Origin of the sequence: Micromonospora sp. R77, assembly GCF_022747945.1 — a bacterium.
Classification (GTDB): Bacteria; Actinomycetota; Actinomycetes; order Mycobacteriales; family Micromonosporaceae; genus Micromonospora.
The window spans coordinates 5262289-5282183 of record NZ_JALDST010000001.1 but is presented as its reverse complement, the minus strand read 5'-3'; the positions used below and the strand labels follow the sequence as shown (position 1 = coordinate 5282183).

Annotated in this window: 15 protein-coding genes and 2 pseudogenes; 8 read left to right on the top strand and 9 right to left on the bottom strand. The window is 73.5% G+C overall.

Annotated features, from left to right (window positions below):
• Nucleotides 1–92: 92 nt before the first annotated feature.
• The gene (locus MRQ36_RS24800) at nt 93–2750 is read right to left on the bottom strand and encodes an AMP-binding protein (RefSeq protein WP_242799171.1); all 2658 of its coding nucleotides are present in this window, start codon (nt 2748–2750) and stop codon (nt 93–95) included.
• A 98-nt stretch (nt 2751–2848) separates the two neighbouring features.
• Nucleotides 2849–3934 carry a hypothetical protein gene (locus MRQ36_RS24795; RefSeq protein WP_242799170.1) on the bottom strand — a complete coding sequence of 362 codons (1086 nt, stop codon included), beginning with the start codon at nt 3932–3934 and terminating at the stop codon, nt 2849–2851.
• 135 nt (nt 3935–4069) lie between these two features.
• Here MRQ36_RS24795 and MRQ36_RS24790 point away from each other — a divergent pair, with 135 nt between their 5' ends.
• The 5 genes from MRQ36_RS24790 to MRQ36_RS24770 all read left to right on the top strand — a co-directional run bounded on the left by MRQ36_RS24790 (nt 4070) and on the right by MRQ36_RS24770 (nt 9611).
• Nucleotides 4070–5335, top strand: coding sequence for a macrolide family glycosyltransferase (locus MRQ36_RS24790; protein WP_242799169.1), 1266 nt, complete (start codon nt 4070–4072; stop codon nt 5333–5335).
• The gene (locus MRQ36_RS24785; RefSeq protein ID WP_242799168.1) at nt 5332–6549 is read left to right on the top strand and encodes a macrolide family glycosyltransferase; all 1218 of its coding nucleotides are present in this window, start codon (nt 5332–5334) and stop codon (nt 6547–6549) included. Before MRQ36_RS24790 ends, MRQ36_RS24785 begins: the two co-directional genes overlap by 4 nt.
• Nucleotides 6546–7763 carry a macrolide family glycosyltransferase gene (locus tag MRQ36_RS24780; protein ID WP_242799167.1) on the top strand — a complete coding sequence of 406 codons (1218 nt, stop codon included), beginning with the start codon at nt 6546–6548 and terminating at the stop codon, nt 7761–7763. The genes MRQ36_RS24785 and MRQ36_RS24780 overlap by 4 nt, the downstream gene beginning before the upstream one ends.
• Nucleotides 7760–9079: a cytochrome P450 gene (locus tag MRQ36_RS34065; RefSeq protein ID WP_242799166.1), complete on the top strand. Its 1320-nt coding sequence runs from the start codon at nt 7760–7762 to the stop codon at nt 9077–9079. The genes MRQ36_RS24780 and MRQ36_RS34065 overlap by 4 nt, the downstream gene beginning before the upstream one ends.
• Nucleotides 9080–9152: 73 nt before the next feature.
• The gene (locus MRQ36_RS24770) at nt 9153–9611 is read left to right on the top strand and encodes a hypothetical protein (protein WP_242799165.1); all 459 of its coding nucleotides are present in this window, start codon (nt 9153–9155) and stop codon (nt 9609–9611) included.
• Nucleotides 9612–9654: 43 nt separating this feature from the next.
• Here the strand turns inward: MRQ36_RS24770 and MRQ36_RS24765 are convergent, their stop codons facing one another.
• From MRQ36_RS24765 to MRQ36_RS24745, 7 genes and pseudogenes are all read right to left on the bottom strand, one after another.
• A complete protein-coding gene (locus MRQ36_RS24765; protein ID WP_242799164.1) occupies nt 9655–11001 on the bottom strand; it encodes an aspartate aminotransferase family protein in 1347 nt (448 codons plus the stop codon).
• 73 nt (nt 11002–11074) lie between these two features.
• The gene (locus MRQ36_RS24760) at nt 11075–12070 is read right to left on the bottom strand and encodes a 3-oxoacyl-[acyl-carrier-protein] synthase III C-terminal domain-containing protein (RefSeq protein ID WP_242799163.1); all 996 of its coding nucleotides are present in this window, start codon (nt 12068–12070) and stop codon (nt 11075–11077) included.
• Nucleotides 12067–12720, bottom strand: a complete 654-nt coding sequence (locus MRQ36_RS24755) for an SRPBCC family protein (RefSeq protein ID WP_242799162.1) — start codon at nt 12718–12720, stop codon at nt 12067–12069. Before MRQ36_RS24755 ends, MRQ36_RS24760 begins: the two co-directional genes overlap by 4 nt.
• Nucleotides 12692–13237 (bottom strand): annotated as a pseudogene (locus MRQ36_RS34545) (thiamine pyrophosphate-dependent enzyme); the annotation flags it as partial. The gene MRQ36_RS24755 and the pseudogene MRQ36_RS34545, both read right to left, overlap by 29 nt.
• Nucleotides 13238–13509: 272 nt before the next feature.
• On the bottom strand, nt 13510–13725 hold the full coding sequence (locus MRQ36_RS34540; protein ID WP_374251181.1) for a hypothetical protein: 216 nt from the start codon (nt 13723–13725) through the stop codon (nt 13510–13512).
• A 364-nt stretch (nt 13726–14089) separates the two neighbouring features.
• Nucleotides 14090–14431, bottom strand: a pseudogene (locus MRQ36_RS34535) (thiamine pyrophosphate-binding protein); the annotation flags it as partial.
• An 80-nt stretch (nt 14432–14511) separates the two neighbouring features.
• On the bottom strand, nt 14512–16152 hold the full coding sequence (locus MRQ36_RS24745; protein WP_242799160.1) for a beta-N-acetylhexosaminidase: 1641 nt from the start codon (nt 16150–16152) through the stop codon (nt 14512–14514).
• Between the two features lie 368 nt (nt 16153–16520).
• Here MRQ36_RS24745 and rfbA point away from each other — a divergent pair, with 368 nt between their 5' ends.
• The 3 genes from rfbA to MRQ36_RS24730 all read left to right on the top strand — a co-directional run bounded on the left by rfbA (nt 16521) and on the right by MRQ36_RS24730 (nt 19865).
• Complete coding sequence (gene rfbA / locus MRQ36_RS24740; RefSeq protein WP_242799159.1) at nt 16521–17402, top strand: glucose-1-phosphate thymidylyltransferase RfbA; 882 nt, start codon at nt 16521–16523, stop codon at nt 17400–17402.
• A gap of 88 nt (nt 17403–17490) precedes the next feature.
• Nucleotides 17491–18720: a macrolide family glycosyltransferase gene (locus MRQ36_RS24735; protein WP_242799157.1), complete on the top strand. Its 1230-nt coding sequence runs from the start codon at nt 17491–17493 to the stop codon at nt 18718–18720.
• The gene (locus MRQ36_RS24730; RefSeq protein ID WP_242799155.1) at nt 18717–19865 is read left to right on the top strand and encodes a DegT/DnrJ/EryC1/StrS aminotransferase family protein; all 1149 of its coding nucleotides are present in this window, start codon (nt 18717–18719) and stop codon (nt 19863–19865) included. The genes MRQ36_RS24735 and MRQ36_RS24730 overlap by 4 nt, the downstream gene beginning before the upstream one ends.
• Nucleotides 19866–19895 lie beyond the last annotated feature (30 nt).

The following is a 19895-nucleotide window of genomic DNA, read 5'->3' as shown; positions in this document are numbered from 1 at the left end:
GGCGGGCCAGCAGCACCGCGTCCGGTCCGGCGGCGGCCCGGGGCCGACGAGGGCGCGCAGCAGCCCCGGCACCGGGCCGGGCAGCGGCGCGGTCAGCTCGGGGCGGCCGCCACCAGGGCGTCCAGGTCACCGGCGACCGCCACGTCGAACAGGGCCGTCCCCTGCTGGCGCGAGAGCGTCCCCCGCGCGGCCCGGTCGGTCCACGGCGCCCACGCCACCGAGGTGGCGGGCCGGCCGCCCGCGCGGCGGTTGCGGGCCAACGCGTCCAGGTGGGCGGTCACGGCCGCGTCCTCGCCCGTGCCGTCGACGCCGGGCACGTCGGTCGCCCGGGAGCAGCTCACCAGCAGCCGCAGCGGGTGGTCGGCCACCAGGTCGTGCAGGTGCGCGGCGGTGTCCAGGCGCGCCGCCAGCGGCGCGTCGGGTCGTCGACGGCGACCACCGCGGTCAGCGGCCGGTCCAGGGCGGCGAGCAGCGCGGCGAGGGCGTCCCGGTCGGCCGGGTCGCAGTCCGCGACGGTCACCTCGACGCCACTTCCGGTCAGCTCGGCGACGAGGGCCGCGGCGGTGGACCCGCGCGGCGCCCTCGGGTACGGGCAGCAGCAGCCGCCGGGCGGCGTACCGGGTGGCGAGGTGCCGGACCAGGTCCGGTCCCGGCCCGGTGGCGGCCCCGGTGACCAGGACGACGCCGTCGGGGTCCAGCTCGACCGGTCGCCCGGGGGTGACCGGCACCCGGGTCAGCCGGGGGGCGAGCAGGTCGTCGCCGCGCAGCGCCAGCTGCGGCTCACCGGACCCGGCCGCCTCGACCACCCGGAGCGGGTCGAAACAGACCCGCGGGTCCAGGTCGACCAGGACGAGGCGGTCCGGGTGCGCCGCCTGCACGGACCGCAGCAGTCCCCACGCGGGGGCGTGCGCCCCGTCGCGGACCTCCTCGTCACCCGTGGTGGCCACCGCGCCACGGGTGACGACCACCAGCCGGGTGCCGGCCGGCGGCTCCTCGGCGAACCAGCGTTCCACCAGGTCCGCCACCCGCCGCAGGGCCGGGTGGGGGCCCCGGGCCGCGTCCGACAGGCAGGGCAGCAGCACGACGTCGTACGGGCCGCCGTCGTCGTCGCCGTACCGGGTCCAGCGGGCGGGGGCGGCGTCCCGTACCGGGGACACCGGCGTCCACTCGGTCCGCAGCAGCGCGTCGTGGAAGCTCGCCGGGCCCACCCGGAGCCGGGCCGGCAGGTCGAACAGCGCCGGGCGCAGCACCTTGCCGATCGCGGTGCGCGGGATCCGGTCGACCTCGTACACCTGCTCGGGGACCTTGAAGTAGGACAGCTCGCGGCGGCAGGTGGCCACCACGAGGTCCGGGTCGACGCCCTGCGGGCCCGGCACCACGAACGCCACGGGCACCTCGCCCAGCAGCTCGTGGCGCTGCCCGGCGACCGCCGCCTCGGCCACCCCGGGCACCCCGGCCACCACGTCCTCGACCTCGCGGGGGTGGATGTTCTCCCCGCCCCGGATGATCAGCTCCTTGACCCGACCGGTGATGGTCAGGAAGCCGGCCTCGTCGCGGCGGGCCAGGTCACCGGTGCGGTACCAGCCGTCGGAGAGCACCTGCGCGGTCTCCTCGGGACGACCGTGGTAGCCGAGCATGACCGCCGGGCTGTCCACCCAGACCTCACCCTCGCCGCCGGCCGGCACCTCGTCCCCGGTACGCGGGTCGGCCAGCCGGAGGGTCAGGCCCGGCACCGGCAGGCCGCAGGAGCCCGGGATCCGGGGACCGGTGGGCGAGTTCGTGGTGATCGGGCCGCCGGTCTCGGTGCTGCCGTAGCTGTCGATCAGCCGGACCCCGAGGGTGTCCTCGAAGGACTGGTGCAGGGCGGCCGAGCAGCCGGAGCCGGCGACCATGCAGACCCGCAGCGCGGAGCTGCCCAGGCCGGTGTCCCGCGCGGCCTCCAGCACGTGCTGGTAGAGCGTCGGGACGCCGCAGACGAAGGTGGACCGGTCCTCGCGCAGCACGGTGACGATCTCGTCCACCGCCAGCCCGTCCATGATCCGCGCGGTGGCGCCCACCGCGATGACGCCGAGGACGCCCAGGTTGTGCGAGACGGTGTGGGACAGCGGCAGCGGCCAGAGCACCCGGTCGGAGCCGTCGAGCCCGAGGATCGGCGCGTAGCAGGCCGCCACCCCCCACATCGACCGGCGGTGGGTGGAGAGCACACCCTTGGGGCGGCCGGTGGTGCCGGAGGTGTAGAGCATCCAGGCCGGAGCGTCCAGGTCCGCGTCGTCCCGGGCGGGCAGCGGCGGCTCGCCGGTCGCCAGCTCCTCGAAGGCGCGTACGCCGTCCGGGGCGGGGCCGTCGCCGGTGAGCACCAGCCGCAGCCGCGGGTAGCGGGGCCGCAGCCGGAGCACCTGGTCGAGGTGGACCGGGTCGGTGACCAGCACCACCGCACCGCTGTCGGTGAGCAGGTGGTCCAGTTCGGCGTCGGTGGCGTGCGGGTTGAGCGGTACGCCCACCGCGCCGGCCCGGGCGACGGCGACGTAGCTCTCCACCGTCTCCACCCGGTTGCCGAGCAGCAGGGCGACCCGGTCACCCCGGTCCGCGCCGAGCGCGGCGAGGTGCCCGGCGAGCCGGCCGGTCCGCCGCCGCAGCTCGGGCCAGGTGACGGCGCGTCGGCCGTCGGAGAAGGCGGTCCGCTCCCCGAGCCGGTCGGCGTGCTCCGCGAGCAGTTCGTGCAGCGGCCTGATCAAGTCGGTGCGCAACATGCCGCCGCTCCTCGGGGGATGTCGAAGTGACGCGGACGCGCCGTCGGGCACCGCCGGACCAGGGGGTCGTTGGTCCGGCGGTGCCCGACGGGGGTCGCTCAGTACAGGCCCTCGGGCTTGTCGGTGCTGATCTGCAGGGGCGCGACGTTGGCCACGCCGTCGCAGGGCCACTCGTCGGAGGTACGGAACCGGATGGCCTGGTCACGTTCCAGCACGTTCGGCAGGAACAGGTCCTCGTGCAGCACCATCAGCCGCACCCGGCCCACCTCGCCGTACTCCACCACCCGGTCGGGGTTCTCCCGGTCCACCACGGTCATGGTGGTGTGCGGGAAGTTCGGCACGTACGGCAGCGTCTCGCCGCCGTCGGGCGAGGGCAGGCCGTTGGCGTTGCCGAAGGTGTTGCCGTAGGTGGCGCCGATGACGCCGTCGGGCATGGCGGCGGAGAACCGCTGCCAGGCGTCCGGGGTGAGCTGGGTGCCGCCGAGATAGACGCCGGAGAGCTTCGCGGTGAGCTCCGGACGCCGGTTGATCAGGGCCTGCACCACCGCGGGGGTGGTCCGCAGGTAGTCCACCGGCCGGCTCTCCAGGATGTCGGTGACCTGCTCGATGACGTGGTCGACGTACCGGTTCATCTCGGCGAGCTGGCCGCCCCGGATGAGCGTCTTGATCCAGCGGGGGTCCAGGTCGACGGAGTAGACCATCGAGCCGTCGATGTCGGCGAGCTGGTCGGCCTCCTCACCGACCAGGTGCGGGCCGCTGGGGCAGGCGTCGATCCAGACGGCGCCGGGCCGGAAGCCGACCATCTGCCGCCCGCGCAGCCGCCAGGCCGCCCAGTGCACCGACATCGCGTCGGTGTAGTGCACCCGGCACGGCTTGCCGGTGGTGCCGGCCGACTCCCACACCCGGCCGGCCAGCGGCCGGGGCACGCTCTGCGGGACGAACTCGCCCGGGTCCAGGTCGCGCAGTACGGCGAGGTCGAAGTTGCCGAACGCCGACAGCTCGTCGTACCGGGTGATCTCCAGGGGATCGAAGTCGAGTTCGGCGCGGCGCTTCAGCCAGTAGCCGGACCCGCCCTCCGGATCGAAGTGGCGGCGCAGGACGTGGCGCGTCCACGCGTCGAGGTCCCGGGCCAGCCAGTCATCGGTCAGCCCCTGCAGCTCTTCCTTGCTCGCCTTCACCGACATGCCGGCAGTATCGGCGAGGACGCAGTGAGGGATCCCCTAGAGCGCGACCACCCCCGCCGGCACATCTAGCGAACGCCCTAGTGTTGCCGGCCGCGCCCTGCCGCCGGCCGACGGGCCGGGTAGATGATCGCCGGCGTGGACGCAGACCCGGACCGTAGCCCGACCGACCACGCACCGCGACACGTCGCCGTGTTCACCTTCCCGGCGTATGCGCACATCGCCCCGGCGGTGCCGATGCTCGCCGAACTGGTCCGGCGCGGCCACCGGGTGACCTGTTTCGTGGTGGCCCGCTTCGCCGAACTGGTCGGCGCCAGCGGGGCGGAGGTGGTGGAGTATCCCTCCGACTTCCCCTGGGCCGACGGGCCGACCGGGTCGGCGGTGGAGAACATCCTCGCCTTCTTCGCGGAGGCGATCGCGCCGCTGCCGGCGGCGGTGTCCCGGCTCGCCGACGACCGGCCGGACGTCATCGCCCACGACCTGGCCGCCTCCGAGGCCGCCCGGATCCTGGCCCGCGCCTGGGACGTCCCGGTGGTGCAGCTCTGCCCCACCGTCGCCTCCAGCCCCGGGTTCTCCATGTCGGAGCGGCAGAGCCGCGAGGTCACCGGGCCGCCGCCGGAGCCGGTCGACCCGGCCGACCCGCGGTTCGCCGAGTTCACCGCCCGGCGGGAGAAGCTGCTGGCCGACCGGGGCCTGGCCGGGGTGTCGATCGACGGGTTCGGCGCGGAGCACGGCCACAACATCGTCTTCCTGCCCCGGGAGTTCCAGCCCGCCCCGGAGACGTTCGACGACCGGTTCACCTTCGTCGGCCCGTGTCTGACCGACGAGCCGGCCGCCGGGGACTGGACCCCGCCGGCCGACGGACGGGACGTGCTGCTGCTCTCGCTGGGCAGCTCGTACACCCCGGACCAGGCGGAGTTCCTGCGGTTCTGTGTGGACACGCTCGCCGACGGACCGTGGCACGTGGTGCTGACCCTCGGCCACCGGGTGCGGCGGGAGGACTTCGGCCCGCTGCCCGACAACGTCGAGGCGCACCAGTGGCTGCGGCATCCGCAGGTGCTGCGGCACGCCGCCGGCTTCGTCACGCACGCCGGGATGGGCAGCGTGATGGAGTCCCTCTTCTTCGGCGTGCCGATGGTGCTGGTGCCCTACCACATCGACCAGCGGGTGATCGCCGACCGGACCGCCGAGCTGGATCTCGGCCGGGTCATGCGCCGTGAGGAGACCAGCCCGGAGGCGCTGCGCACGGCGGTCGAGGAGATCACCGGTGACCCGCGGGTCCGGGCGGCCGTGGCGCGGATGCGCGACCACGTGCACGCCGCAGGTGGCGCGGCGCGCGCCGCCGACGCCGTCGAGTCGCTGATCGCCGACCACGCCCACCACACCGACAGGGAGCGTTCATGACCGGCCGCCACATCGCCTTCTTCAACTATCCGGCCCACGGCCACGTCAACCCGACGCTGCCGGTGGTCGCCGAGCTGGTGCGGCGGGGCCACCGGGTGACGTACGTGGTCGCGTCGCACTTCGCGGACGTGGTCGCGGCGACCGGCGCGGAGGTGATCGGCTACGACTCGGTGGTGCCGAAGTCGTGGGCCACCGTCGCCATCCCGTCGACCATCACCGGTGACGACATGGCCGAGGCGGCGGCGGTGCACCTGACCGAGGTGCTCACCCCGCTGCCCGAGGTGAAGCGCCGCCTGGACGCCGACCGGCCGGACGTCATGGTCTACGACTCGTTCGGCTACGCCACCGGCCGGCTGCTGGCCCGCGCCTGGGACCTGCCGTCGGTGCTGACCGCCACCACCTTCGTCTCCAGCGAGACCTTCTCCCCGTACGCCGCGCTCGCCGCCACCATGACCCCGCCGGACCCGGACCATCCGGCGCTGCGCCGGGAGCGGGAGCTGATGCGCCGCACCCTGGACGAGCACGGCCTGGGCCACCTGTCCAACGAGGACTTCGCGGGCGCGCCGGAGGCGAAGACGCTGGTCTTCGTGCCGCCGGAGTTCCAGCCAGGCATCGAGACCTTCGACGACCGGTTCGTCTTCGTCGGACCGTGCATCGGCGACCGCGCCCACCAGGGCGCGTGGACCCCGCCGGGCGACGGCCGGCCGGTGGTGCTGGTCGCGCTCGGCAGCTTCGGGTACGAGAACCAGCTCGCCTTCTACCGCGACGCCCTCGCCGCCCTGGTCGACCTGCCGTGGCACGTGGTGATGTCGCTGGGCGGCCTGGTCACGCCTGCGGACCTGGGCCCGTTGCCGGCGCACGTGGAGGCCCGGCCGTGGGTCCCGCAGCTGTCGGTGCTGGAGCACGCCTCGGCCTTCGTCTCGCACGCCGGCATGGGCAGCACGATGGAGTCGCTCTCCTTCGGGGTGCCGCCGGTGGTGGTGCCCCGCACCGGCGAGCAGGACCTGGTCGCCGCCCGGGTGGTCGAGCTGGGACTGGGCCGCTGCCTCACGCCCACCGAGCTGACCGCCGACCGGCTGCGCGACGCCGTGCTCGGCCTGCGCGAGGACACGGTCGCCCGGCGTAAGGTGGCGGACCTGGCGGCGGCCATCGCGGCCCGCAAGGGCCCCTCGCTGGCCGCGGACACCATCGAGGCCCGGCTGGTCGGGGCATGACCGCCACCGGCCGGCACCTGCTCTTCCTGCCCTATCCGGCGTACGGGCACATGATGCCCGTGCTGCCCGTGCTGGCCGAGCTCGTCACCCGGGGACACCGGGTGACCTGCTTCGCCACCGACGACTTCACCGACCGGGTCCGCGCCACGGGCGCGCAGGCGCACCCGTACGAGCCGCCGCCGCCGTCGGACCCGCCGCCGGACGTGATCGACGCCGACGAGTGCGCGCGGGCCCCGCTGAAGCTGCTGAAGGCGAGCCTGGCGGTGCTGCCCACGATCGAGGCCCGCCTCGACGGCCCGCCGGACGCGGTGGTCTACGACACCACGCTCTGGCTCACCGGGCGGTTGCTCGCCGCCCGCTGGGGACGCCCGAGCATCCAGCTCTCCCCCACGTTCGTCTCGAACGACCACTTCAACCTCTCCGACCACCACCAGGACTACGCCGGGCAGGTCGACCGGTCGCACCCGGCGGTGGTCGAGTTCGCCGCCCGGCTGACCGAGGCGGTCACCGGCAGCGGGCTGCCCGAGCAGCAACAGGTGGAGCTCTTCCACGGGCGGGAGGAGTTCACGCTCGCCTTCCTGCCGCGCGAGTTCCAGTTCGCCGGGGACACCTTCGACGAGCGGCACGTCTTCGTCGGCCCGACCGGGCAGACCGACGACGGGCCGGGCTGGCAGCCACCGGCCGACGGCACGCCGGTGCTGCTGGTCTCGCTCGGCACCACGGTCAACAACCGGCCGGACTTCTTCCGCGACTGTGTCCGCGCCTTCGCGGGCCTGCCCTGGCACGTGGTGATCGCGCTCGGCGCCCGGGTCGACCCGGCGGAGCTGGGTGAGCTGCCGCCCAACGTGGAGGCGCACCGCTGGGTGCCGCTGCGGTCGGTGCTGGCGCACGCCTCGGTCTTCCTCTGCCAGTCGGGGATGGGCAGCATCATGGAGTCCCTGCACGCCGGGGTGCCGATGGTGGTCGTGCCGCACCACCCGGAGCAGCACGTCAACGCGCGCCGGCTGACCGACCTGGGCCTGGCCCTGGTGGTGCAGCGGGAGGAGGCGTCCGCCGAGGCGCTGCGCGACGCGGTCGACCGGGTGGCGGCCGACACCGGCATGCGCGACCGGGTGCACCGGATGCGGGAGCACGTCCGGGCGGCCGGCGGCGCGGCCCTCGCGGCCGACGCCGTCGAGCAGCGGCTGCGTACCGTCGCGGAGGTGGTGGCGTGACCGACACCGTACGGGCCGCCGGCCCCACCGCGCCCGACACCGACGACCCGGTCACCCTGCCGGTACGCCGGGGCTGCCCGTTCGACCCGCCCGCCGGGTACGCGCCGTTGCGGGCGGACCGTCCGGTGGCGCCGCTGACGCTCACCGTGGGGCCGGGGAACGGCGTCGGCTGGCTGGTGACCCGCCTCGCCGACGCCCGTCGGGTGCTCAGCGACAGCCGGTTCAGCCACCGCAACGAGCTGATCGGCCTGCCGATCCCCCCGCCGTTCCCGATCGACGACTACACGCCGCCACCGGCCGCGCCGGGCGCGTTCATCAAGATGGATCGGCCGGAGCACACCCGCTACCGGCGGCTGCTCAACCGGCGGTTCACCGTCCGCGGGGTGGCCGAACTGACACCGATGATCACTCGCGTGACGCACGAGCACCTGGACCGGATGGCCGCCGCGACCGGCCCGGTGGACCTGGTCACCGCGTTCGCCGAGCCGGTGCCGATGAGGGTGATGTGCGAGCTGGTGGGCGTGCCGGAGCAGGCGCAGCAGCCGCTGGCCGCGCACTTCGCCGTGCTGTCCCGGATGTCGTACACGGTCGAGGAGCTGATCGCCGCGTGCACGGTGATCGACGTGGTGCTCCGCGACCTGATCGCGACGAAGCGGGCGACCCCGGGGGCGGACCTGCTCAGCGACCTGGTCCGCGACGACGCGCTGACCGACGACGAGCGGGTGAACCTGGCCTGGGCGCTGCTCGGCGGCGGCTTCGACACCACCGCCAACATGATCGCGCTCGGCACGTACGCGCTGCTGCGCCACCCGGACCAGCTCGCGTTGCTGCGTGCCCGGCCCGAGCTGGTCGACAGCACGGTCGAGGAGCTGCTGCGCCACCTGACCATCTCGCACCTGGGGGCGAGCCGGGCCGCGCTGGAGGACGTCGAGCTGGGCGGGGCACGGATCCGGGCGGGTGACACCGTGGTGGTGGCGCTGCCGGCCGCGAATCGGGATCCCGCGCACTTCGTCGACCCCGACCGGTTGGACATCACCGCGGACCGTCGGGGACACGTGGCGTTCGGGCACGGCGTGCACCAGTGCATCGGCCAGAACCTGGCCCGGGCCGTGCTGCGGGTGGCGTACCCGGCACTGTTCGACCGGTTCCCGTCGCTGCGGCTGGCCCGCCCGGCGGACGAGGTGCCGATGCGGGACGACATGCTGCACTACGGCGTGCACGAGCTGCCGGTGACCTGGGACCGTCCGGTGGACTCCACGGTCGAGGAGGCGACACCGGCCGCGAGGGCCCCCGGTCCGTCCGTCGACGTGCCATAATTCCCGAATTGATCTATCTCGTATCCTGCGGCCGACCGGTCAGGACGGTCAGAGCCTGGCCGGGAGTCGCGCCATGACGCAGTACACGGTGACCATCGAGTCACAGCTGGGGGAATCGACGACGGTGCTGCGGATCGAGACCGCGCCGCAGCCCCGGATCGTCGAGGTCAACGTCCGGGCCGGCAACGACGGCGCGATCTCCTCGACCACCCTGCCCCCGGTCGACCTGGCGGCGATCGCCGCGGCCTTCAGCGGTGCCTGTCCGCACCGGACGGACGAGCCGGAGCGGGCAGCGAACGCCAGGCCGGTACCGCGACCTCGGCCGGTACCGCCGGCGGAACCGCCCACCGTCGCCGGCGACGAGCGGGCGACCCGCAACTACCGGCGGATGCCGGACGTGGCCGAGCTGGTCGAGGCGTACCGGGAGGCGGCGAGCGTCACCGAACTCGCCCGGCAGTACGGGGTGCCCCGGCACACCATGAACGCCTGGCTCGGGCGGCTGCGGCGTGAGGGCGTGATCGAACGGCGGTGACGGGTGGCCGGCGCACGGATCGTGCCGGCCACCCGTCACGGACCTACGCGGGCGGCGCCGAGTCGGCGGCCAGCACCCCGGCGTGCAGCGCGTCGACGATCCGGTCGACCTGCTCGGCGGTGACCACCAGCGGGGGCGCGACGGAGAGCACGGTGCCCTCGCAGCGCACGATCACGCCGGCGGCCCGGCACGCACCGACCACCTGCGCGGCCCGCATGAACGAGTCGAACTCCACCGCGGCGAGCAGGCCGACGCCGCGCACCTCCCGCACCCCCGGCAGCCCACCGAGCCGCTCGGCGAGCCGGCCGCAGAGCCGCTCCCCCATGGTGGCGGCGTTGGCGACCACGCCGTCGGTGTCGAGCACGTCGAGCACGGTCAGCGCGACGGCCGCGCCGAGCGCATGCCCGCTGGTGGTGTGGCCGTGGCGCAGCCCGCCGAGCATCGGGTCACCGGCGAACGCCTCGGCCACCGTCGAGGTCATGGTGACCGCGGCGAACGGGACGTAACCGCCGGTCAGGCCCTTGGCGGTGGTGATCACGTCGGGGCGGATCCCCTCCCGCTGGTGGGCGAACCAGGCGCCGGTACGGCCCAGCCCGGTGGTGATCTCGTCGAGGATCAGCAGCACCCCGTGCCGGTCGCAGATCTCCCGGACCGCCCGCAGGTAGCCGTCGGGCAGCGGGCGGATGCCGCCCACCCCGAGCACCGGCTCCACGATGAAGGCGGCCACCGTCTCCGCACCCTGGGCGAGGATCGCCTCCTCCAGGGCCTCCGGTCCGGGCACCACGCACTCGTCGTGCGCCTCGCCGGCCGCACAGGCCGCGCAGCGCGGGGTCGGGACGTGCGCGAACCCGGCGGGCTGCGGCCCGCAACCGGCCCACAGCAGCGGGGACGCGGTCATCGCCGACATGGCGAGGGTGGTGCCGTGGTAGCCCTCGGCCAGTGACAGGACGGTGGTGCGTTCGGGCTGGCCGCGCAGCGCGTGGTACATCCGCACGATCCGGACCGCCGCCTCGTTCGCCTCCGAGCCGGAGTTGCAGAAGAGGCTGTGCGTGAGCGGTTCACCGTACAGCTCGGCCAGCTTGGCCGCGAGCAGCACCGCGGCCTCGTTCGAGGCGCCGAGCAGGGCGTACGTCATCAGTTTTTCGGACTGCTCGCGCAGCGCGGCGAGCACCCGGGGGTGGCCGTAGCCGAGGGTGGCGTTGTACTGACCGCTGCGGCCGTCGAGGTAGCGGCGGCCGTGCGAGTCGGTGACCTCGCAGCCCTGCCCGGAGACGATCACGAGCTGCTCGCTCACGCCGACCGGCGTGAACGGGTGCAGCAGGTGCCGGCGGTCCAGCTCGGCCAGCTCCTCGGCGGTGTGGGCGCGGGGTGCGGCGAACGTGTCGGTCATCGGCGACAACTCCTGCTCTGGTGTGGACGGACGGTGGTAACCCGGTCGCGCGGGGGCCGGCCGGGCAGCCGGGTCACCACCGCACGGCCGCTGCGGCGGCGAAGTCCCCGGCGTGTGCGAACGCGGAGAGCACGACCAGGTCGCCCTTGCGGACCAGCCCCTCGGTACGGGCGTGGTCCAGGGTCACCGGGATGCCCGCGCCGAACAGGTTGCCGTACCGGTCGAAGGTGTCCACGTGCCGCTCGGGCTTGACCTGCAGGGCCTCCCGCCAGTTGCGCAGGAACATCCGGTTGGGCTGGTTGGTCACCAGCAGGTCGATGTCCCGGGTCGGGGTGCCGATCCGGTCGCACACCTGCGTGGCCACCTGCGGCACCAGCTTGTTGCCCCGCGCAATGATCTTCGCGACCTTGCTGTCGGTGAACCCGATGTCGATCTGTCCCTCGCCCGGCTCCCAGTAACGGCGGGTGTCGACGTTGAGCTCCATGTCGTTGGCGTACTCGATGCCCTGGTAGGACACCACGTCGAGGATGGGCGACTCGTCACCGGCGCGCAGGAACCCGACGCCGCACCCGTCGCCGGGCACCGGCGCGTGCTTGCGCCGGCGCACGTCGGTCTGGACGAAGAGGTTGCCGGCGGTGTTCTGCACCGCGCAGATCAGCGCCGTGCGGGCCGCGCCGCTGCCGATGAGCTGCCGGGCCACCTTCATCATGTAGACGAACGACGCGCAGCCGCTGTTGTGCACGTCGATGATCCACTCCGGGGCCGGGTCGAGCCCGAGCCGGCCGGCGATGTCGGCGCCCGCGCCGGTGAAGACCCGGTCCGGCAGCGCGACGTTGGTCAGCAGCACGTCGACCTGGGTCTCGCCCGCCTCGGCCAGCCGCTCCAGCATCGGCCGGGCCGCCTTCTCCGCCATGCTCGCGGCGGTCTCGTCCGGCGACACGTGCCGCCGTTCGGCCGGCGCGCGGAACATCAGGCTGTCGGAGACCTGCTCGTCGCCGAAGTAGTACCGGGTGTCGACCGCGCGGTCCGGCAGGTAGCTGCCGACGTCGACCAGGCTGACCGGCCTCACCGGGCGGCCTCGGGGGTGGGCATGACCGAGATCGGCTGGCCGGTGCGGTGCCGGTGCTCCAGGATCCGCTTGAGGTTGGTCAGCTCGATCTTGTGGCCGGCGTAGAAGAGCGGCCAGAAGTCACCCACCCAGGGCCGGTCCGGGTCCGGGGCCAGCTCCGGGTACGGGTTCTTGTCGTAGTTCGGGTGGTGGCAGTTCGTCCAGGTCACCACCGACCCCGGCCGGCCGAGCACCTGCTGGGCCGGCACCACCCGGAACAGGTAGATCATCCACAGGTCCTCGCCCTGGTCCCACGCGCAGTGGTAGTCCAGGGTCAGCGCCTCCCGGTTCGGGATCAGCCGCATGTAGATCCGGGTGTCGTCGGCCAGGGTGTCCCAGCCGACATAGAGCCCCGGCGTGTCGGTCGGCTCGAACGCCCGCGTGCTGTACGTGTACTCGTCCAGGTTGTGGACGTTGCACAGGTACTCGAACACCTCCTCCGGCGGGCAGTCGATGTAGTCCTGCACGGTGCAGAAGTCGCCGTACACCTCGTCGTGCGGGTAGACGGCGTGGGTCATCCCGGCGGCCTGCGCCAGCAGCGCGTCGCGGCTGGTGGTCTCCCAGCGGACCAGGTCGGGGATGTCAGCCAACGGGTGGGACGTGCTCGGCACGGTTGCCTCCTGGACGGATGGTTGGGTCGCCGATCAGGCGGAGGAAGGGCACGAACGGCGGGGTCTCCCCCGGGTCGGTCTCGACACAGACCAGGGCCGGGCCCGGCCGGTCGTTGGTGGCGAGCAGGGCCTCGCGCAGCTCGTCGGCCGTGTCGGCCCGGACCGCCGGCAGCGACGGGAACATGGCCGCCGCACCGGCGGCGAGCTGCGCCGGCTTGAACGTGTTGTACGAGTAGTCGGCGTGCTGCAGCAGCTGCTCGCGGGTCACGCACATGGCGTGGGCGTTGTTGTTGAACACGACGAAGGTCACCGGCACGTCGTACTCGACGGCGGTGTGCAGCTCCATGCCGTGGGCATAGAAGCCGCCGTCACCGGAGAGCACGTAGCTGCGCCGGCCGGTGGCGAACGCCGCCCCGATGCCCGCGCCGAAGCTGTGCCCCATCCCGCCCATGCCGAGCGCGATGACGAATCGCCCTTGCGGCGGGACGGGCAGGTGGTGCACCGCCGCCGCGCTGGCGTTGCCGGCGTCCGAGACCACGGTGGCGTCGGCGGGCACGGCGTCCCCGATCGCCCGGACCGCGTCCGGCAGCCGTACGCCGGGGGTGTCCAGCGTCGGGGTGACCAGGAACTCACGGTGACCGGCCGGATCCCGCCGCACCGGCCGGGCCGGCGGAGCGTCGGCCAGCAGCTCCACGGCGGCCCGCAGTTCCGCCCGCAGGTCACCGTCGACGTGCACCAGCGGCACGCCGCCGGCGGGGGCGACGAAGGGCGGCTCCGGGTCGAAGCCGATCAGCGGGACGGTCGCCAGGGCCGCGTCGAGCCCGGCCGGGCCATCACCGGCAGCCGGGTGCCCACCAGCACGCAGAGGGCGGCGGCGGTGAGCCGGCGCCCGACGCTGGGGTGGCCGATCGCACCGGTCACCCCGACGAACCGGGGGTCGTCGTTGGGGAAGGCGTCCTTGCCCTCCGGGGTCACCGCGACCCAGGCGTCCAGCCGCGCGACCAGCGCGGCCAGCTCGGCGCGGGCGTCGGCGTGGCCGACCCCGTCCCCGGCGACGACGAGGATCTCTCCCCGTCGGCGACGGTCGGGCCAGCAGGTCGGCGGCGGCCCGGCGGCCGGGCGCGGGCCCGCTCGCCGAGGTGGGCAGCAGGTCGACCGGCGCGAAGCTGGCCACCGTGGCCTGCTGCACGTCCTTGGGCAGCAGCAGCACGGCCGGACCGCCGCGTGGGGACCGGGCCGCGTCGATCGCCGCGGCGAGCAGCTTGCCGGTGTCCGCCGGGTCGTCGACCCGGGCGCAGAAGCGGGAGATGGTGCCGAAGAGTTCGGTCGCGTCGAACGCGCCGCCCCGCCCGCTGGAGTCCTGGAACGCGCCCCGACCCTCCAGGTCGCGCGGCGGCTGGCCGACCAGCGCGAGCAGCGGCACCCGGGCGGCGTACGCCTCGGCGACGCCGGGCACCAGGTTCATCGCCCCGGCACCCGAGGTGGCCATGACGACCCCGAGGCCACCGGCGGCGCGGACGCTCCCCTCGGCCATGCAGGCGGCGGCGAACTCGTGCTTGGCGACCACGGCGCGGATCCGCCCGTCGGTGCGGTGGGCCGCGTCGTACAGGTCCTCGATGTTCGCGCCGCCGACGCCGAAGACGTGCGAGACGCCGGTCGCGGCGAGCGCGGACATGATGTGGTCGGCGACCCGCGGGCTGCCGTTGCTCATGGTGCCTCCCCTTTGCCGGGCCGCCCCGGCCGGGGACCCGTCAGGATCCACCGGCCGGGGCGGCATCAGCGACGGATGGTTCAGCTGCAACCCGCCCACGACACGCCGCCGGCGCGGGTGTAGTTCACCCGGGCCGTCCGCAGTCGAGGGCCCTGAGCGGCCAGCCGCTCGGCGAACGCGTCCCAGTTGTGGCTGGTCTTCGGCGACCAGCCGATCTCGGCGGTGGCCAGCAGCCGGGGGAAGGCGAGCGCCTCGATGTGCTCCAGGGCGAACACCGTCTCCGTCCACAGGGCCGCCTCGACCCCGGCCACGGCCGACTCGTCCACGCCGGGCAGCTCGGTGTCCGGCTGCCAGTTGTAGGCGTCGTCGACCTCGGTGGTGCCGGCCCAGACGTTGCCGAGCGGGTACGCCGGCTGCGCGTCGTTGTACTTCATATCCAGGTACGCGTGGTCGGCGGGCGTCATGATGAACTTCGTGCCCTTAGCGGCGGCCGCCGCGACCTCGTCGTTGTTCACGCCGTTGATCCAGTACTGGCCGATGGCCTCGCCCGGCTGCCCGTTGACCATCTCCTGCCAGCCGATCAGCTTCTTGCCGTACTTGCGCACGATCGGGGTGACCTTGGAGATGTAGTAGGCGAAGTCCTCCGGCGCCATCGAGTGCGCCTCGTCCGAACCGATGTGCAGGTACGGGCCGGGGGTCAGCGCGGCGATCTCCCGGATGACGTCATCGAGGAACTTGTAGGTGATGGCCTTGCGGACGCAGAGCAGGCCGTCCGGGCTCGGCACATAGCCGGTGTAGAGCTCCTTGGCCTTGCCGTCGCAGTTCAGCTTCGCGTACGAGGCGAGGGCGGCCTGCGAGTGGCCCGGACCCTCGATCTCCGGCACCACCGTGATGCCGCGCGCGGCGGCGTACGCGACGATCTCGCGGAAGTCGGTCTTGCTGTAGTGGCCGGGCAGCTGACCGCCGACGCCGCTGCTGCCGCCGAAGGTGGCGAGCTTCGGCCAGGAGTCGATGGCGATCCGCCAACCCGCGTCGTCGGTCAAGTGCAGGTGCAGGTAGTTGACCTTGTAGCGGGCGACGTTGTCGATGTACGTCTTGACGGTCTCCACCGGGAAGAAGTGCCGTGCCACGTCGAGCAGCGCACCCCGGTACGCGTAGCGCGGGTAGTCCAGGATGTGCCCGGTCTGCACCGTCCACGGGCCGCTCTGCCGGGTCGCGGCCTCGATCCGCACCGGCAGCAGCTGGCGCAACGTCTGCACGCCGCTGAACAGGCCGGCCGGCTCGTTGGCCCGGATGACCACCGACCGGCGGGTGACGTCGAGCTCGTAGCCCTGCGCGCCGACGCGGGGGTCGGCGCCGCCGAGCAGCAGCGAGATGCCGTCGCCCGGACGGTCGGCCGTGGTCGACTTCACCGGCAGCGCGAAGCCGGTGGCCGGCTTCAGCAGGGTGGCCAGATAGGTGCCGGCATCCGTCGCGGCGGGCACCCCGGCGGTGACCTGGATCTGGGCCCCGGAGCGCAGCTCGAACGCCGCTCCCTCGGCTGCCCGCACCTCGACCGGGACCGGGACGAGCTGGTTCAACGACACCTCGGCCCGCCGCACCTCGGCGGCCGGCGCGGCGGCGCCGATCGAGGCAACCATGCCGACTGCCACCGTCGCCGCGACGACGACGCCGGTCAGCCCTTTCTTGCTACGAATCAGGGTGGTGGGAAGTACACGCATACTCAACCGCCATCTCAAGAGGATCCTGGGGTGACCCCCGGTTGCTGGATCAGGGTGGACGACGGGGCGGGGTGCGTGAACCTCTGACCGGTCAATCAGGCCCCGAATTAGCAAAGGCCCTAGTCTTCGGATCGCGGCCCTGCGGTAAGCGCCGCAGGCGGGCGAATACTGGGCCGGCGGCCGAGAGGATCGGGCGGCCATCGGACGGATCCGCCCGTCGCCCGTCCCGTCCGGACCGCTCCGGCGGCCGACCCGCCCCGGGACGCGGACCTCATCGCGGCATCCGCACCGCAGTCCGACCGGCCGGACGACGACGCACCGAGCCATCGAGTCAGCGAGTCAGCGACGACAACGGGAGTGACGGTCACGTGAAGGGCATCATCCTGGCCGGCGGAGCCGGCACCCGACTGCATCCGGTGACGGTTGCCGTGTCGAAGCAACTGCTTCCCGTCTACGACAAACCGATGATCTACTATCCGCTCTCGGTGCTCATGCTCGCCGGCATCCGGGACATCCTGATCATCTCCACGCCCGAGGACCAGCCCCTGTTCCGCCGGCTCTTCGGCGACGGCAGCGACCTGGGCCTGCGGATGAGCTACGCCGTGCAGCCCGAGCCGAACGGGCTGCCCGAGGCGTTCCTCATCGGCGCCGAGCACATCGGTGACGACAGCGTCGCGCTGATCCTCGGCGACAACATCTTCCACGGCCCCGGCATGTCGGGTTTCCTCGACGAGAGTTCCCGGCTGCTCGACGGCTGTGTCCTCTTCGGCTACCAGGTTTCCGATCCGGAGCGGTACGGCGTCGGCGAGATCGACGAGCACAACCGGCTGGTCCGGATCGAGGAGAAGCCGGCGAACCCCCGGACCAACCGGGCCATCACCGGGCTCTACTTCTTCGACAACAAGGTCGTCGACATCGCCAAGAACCTGGTCCCGTCGGCGCGCGGGGAACTGGAGATCACCGACGTGATCCGGTTCTACCAGCAGCAGGGCAAGGCCCGGGTGGTGGACCTCGGCCGTGGATTCGCCTGGCTGGACACCGGCACGCACGAGTCGCTGCTGGACGCGGGCCAGTTCGTGCAGGTGCTGGAGCACCGCCAGGGCGTCCGGATCGCCTGCCTCGAGGAGATCGCGCTGCGTCGGGGCTTCGTCGACGCCGAGACCTGCCTGCGGCGCGCCCAGGGCAGCGCCAAGTCGGGCTACGGCAGCTACGTCATGCAGCTGGCCCGGGCGGAGCTCGACAGACGCTGACCCCGCGCGGTGACCGCCTTGCCGACCGCAACCGGTGGCCGGCCCCCGCGAGACCTACCGCAGTCGAGATGGTGAGGAGTCTGCCGCGATGAGGCACGTTGCGATCTTCATGTTCCCGGGCTACGGGCACGTCAACCCGACGCTGGAGTTCAGCCGGATCCTCGTCGGGCTGGGCCACCGGGTCACCCACGTCGTCGACGAGCGGCACGCCGCCGCCGTGGCCGCGGTGGGCGCCGAAGCGGTGGTGTACGCCTCCCGGCGCACCCGGCTGGGCGACGGGGCCGTCACCGGCGAGGACATCGGCGCGCTGGGGCTGCACTTCCTGCGCGAGTCGATGGAGGTGATCCTGCCGCGCACCATGGAGGCGTTCCGGGACGACGTGCCGGATCTCGTCCTGCACGACCTGGAGAGCTTCTTCACCGCCCGGACGGCTGCCCGCGCCTGGCACCGACCCACCGCGCAGCTGTTCCCGTACGTCGCGTCGAACGAGCACTTCTCGCTGGCCCAGGAGGTCTTCGACGGTGCCACGGAGAACGTCCAACGCTGCATCGACCTGCTGACCGAGCACCTCACCGCCCGGGGCGAGGAGCCGGACGCCGTCTGGTCCTTCATGGCCAACTTCTCCGACCGCAACCTCGTCCTGCTGCCCCGGGAGTTCCAACCCCGGGGCGAGACCTTCGACGAGCGGTTCACCTTCGTCGGGCACAGCCTGGGCTCGGGCCAGCCCGACACCGGCTCGTGGGTGCCGCCGGCCGACGGGCGCCCGGTGGTGCTGATCACCCTGGGCACCGAGGTGAACGACCATCCCGACTTCTTCCGGGCCTGCGGCAGCGCGTTCGCCGACGCCGGGTGGCACGTGGTGATGACGGTGGGCCCGGGCAACCTCCCGGCCGGCCCGCCTCCCGTCGCGCACGTCGAGATCCACGAGTGGATCGCCTTCCGGACCGTACTGCCGCACGCCGCGGCGGTCGTCTGCCACGCCGGGATGAGCACCATGCTGGAAGCCCTCTACTTCAACACCCCACTGGTGGTTGTCACCTGGACCCCCGAGGACCGGGTCAACGGTGCCCGTACCGAAGCGCTCGGCCTGGGCCGGACCCTGCCCGGCGAGGGACTGGAGCCGGCCCGGCTGCGCGGGCTCGTCGAGGAGGTCGCCGCCGACCGCGACGTGCGGCGGAGCGTCACCCGGATGCGCGCGGCCATGCTGGCCGCCGGCGGTCCGGCCCGCGCCGCGCTGGTGATCGAGGACTGGCTGGCGCAGGCGCCGGACCCGGCCGAGGCGCGGCCGGCCGGTGCCCTGGTCGGGGACCGGCGATGAGGGGTACGGTCGCGACCACCCGGCCGGTCCGCGTCCCGTTCTTCGACCTGCGCGCGCTGCACCGCACGTCCGGCGTGCAGGACGAGATCGACGCGGCGGTGCTGCGGGTGTCCCGCTCGGGGCGCTACCTGCTCGGACCGGAGCTGGAGACCTTCGAAGCGGCCTTCGCCGCGTACTGCGAGAACACCCACTGCGTGGCCACCGGCTCCGGCCTGGCCGCCGTGGAGCTGGCGCTGCGCGCCGTCGGGGTGGACGCCGGCGACGAGGTGATCGTCCCCTCGCACACGTTCATCGGCACCTGGCTGGCGGTGTCCGCCATCGGCGCCCGGCCGGTACCCGTGGAGCCCGGTGACGGATCCTTCCTGCTCGACCCGGACCGGCTGGCGGCGGCGGTGACGCCCCGCACCCGGGCGGTGCTACCGGTCCACCTCTACGGGCACCCGGTCGATCTGACCGCGATCGCGGCCGTCGCCGACCGGCACGGCATCGCACTGGTCGAGGACGCGGCGCAGGCCCACGGCGCACGTCACCGGGGCCGCCGGGTCGGTGCCGGGCCCGCGGTGGCGTTCAGCTTCTATCCGGGCAAGAACCTCGGCGCGCTCGGCAACGGCGGCGCGGTCGTCACCCACGACGCCGCCCTCGCCGACCGGCTGCGGCTGCTGCGCAACTACGGTTCCCGGGAGAAGTACGTGCACGAGCTGCGCGGCACCAACTCGCGCCTGGACGAGATCCAGGCCGCGGTGCTCGCCGCCAAGCTGCCCCACCTGGACGAGTGGAACCGCCGTCGGCGCGGCATCGCCGAGCGTTACAGCCGGGAACTGGCCGGCCTGCCCGGTGTCGTCACGCCCGACGTCAGCCCCTGGGCGGAACCGGTCTGGCACCAGTACGTGCTGCGCTCGACGGCCCGCGAGGTGCTGCGGAACCGGCTGGCCGAGGCGGGCGTACAAACCATGATCCACTATCCGGTGGCCAACCACCTCAGCCCGGCGTACGCGGGGCAGCAGAGCTGGCCGGCGGGCGCGCTGCCGCGCGCGGAACGGCTGGCCGACGAGGTGCTGAGCCTGCCCATGGGTCCACACCTGTCCGACGAGGCGGTCGAGACGGTGATCCACGAGGTACGGGCCGCCGCGCTGGCCCTCGGCTGAGCGCACCCGGGGTCCGACCGTCGGGGGCCG